The organism is Dactylosporangium darangshiense (genome assembly GCF_039537565.1).
GTDB lineage: Bacteria > Actinomycetota > Actinomycetes > Mycobacteriales > Micromonosporaceae > Dactylosporangium > Dactylosporangium darangshiense.
In genome coordinates this window covers 1-954 of sequence record NZ_BAABAT010000204.1, presented here as the reverse complement: position 1 = coordinate 954, position 954 = coordinate 1, and the positions used below count along the sequence as shown (strand labels likewise).

The following is a 954-nucleotide window of genomic DNA, read 5'->3' as shown; positions in this document are numbered from 1 at the left end:
GCCGGCCTCCAGGTTGCGGACGCGCTCGACCACGACGCCGCCCTCGAGGCCGGCGTTCACGGCGATCTGCCGCAGCGGGGCGTCGAGCGCGACCTTGACGATGTTCGCGCCGGTCGCCTCGTCGCCGACCAGGTCCAGCTTGTCGAACGCGGTCTTGCCGGCCTGCACCAGGGCCACGCCACCGCCGGGCACGATGCCCTCCTCGACGGCCGCCTTCGCGTTGCGAACGGCGTCCTCGATGCGGTGCTTGCGCTCCTTGAGCTCGACCTCGGTGGCCGCGCCGACCTTGATGACCGCAACGCCGCCGGCCAGCTTGGCCAGGCGCTCCTGCAGCTTCTCGCGGTCGTAGTCCGAGTCGCTCTTCTCGATCTCGGCGCGGATCTGCGAGACGCGGCCGTTGATCGAGTCGGCGTCGCCGGAGCCGTCGACGACGGTGGTCTCGTCCTTGGTGACGACGACCTTGCGGGCGCGGCCGAGCAGGCCGAGGTCCGCGTTCTCCAGCTTCAGCCCGACGGTCTCGGAGATGGCCTGGCCGCCGGTCAGGATCGCGATGTCGGTCAGCATCGCCTTGCGGCGGTCACCGAAGCCGGGGGCCTTGACGGCGACCGACTTGAAGGTGCCGCGGATCTTGTTCACCACGAGGGTCGCCAGGGCCTCGGCCTCGACGTCCTCGGAGATGATCACGAGCGGCTTGCCGGACTGCATGACCTTCTCCAGCACCGGGAGCAGGTCCTTCACCGCGGAGACCTTCGACTCGACGATCAGGATGTACGGGTCGTCGAGGACGGCCTCCATCCGGTCGGTGTCGGTCACGAAGTACGGCGAGATGTAGCCCTTGTCGAAGCGCATGCCCTCGGTGAGCTCGAGCTCGAGGCCGAAGGTGTTGCTCTCCTCGACGGTGATGACGCCTTCCTTGCCGACCTTGTCCATGGCCTCGGCGATGATCTCGCCGAC

1 protein-coding gene is annotated in these 954 nt (G+C 68.7%); it reads right to left on the bottom strand.

The genetic code is table 11. The features are described from left to right. Nucleotides 1-954: chaperonin GroEL (groEL, locus tag ABD901_RS58705; RefSeq protein ID WP_345145102.1), on the bottom strand; the 954-nt coding region annotated here is incomplete at both ends.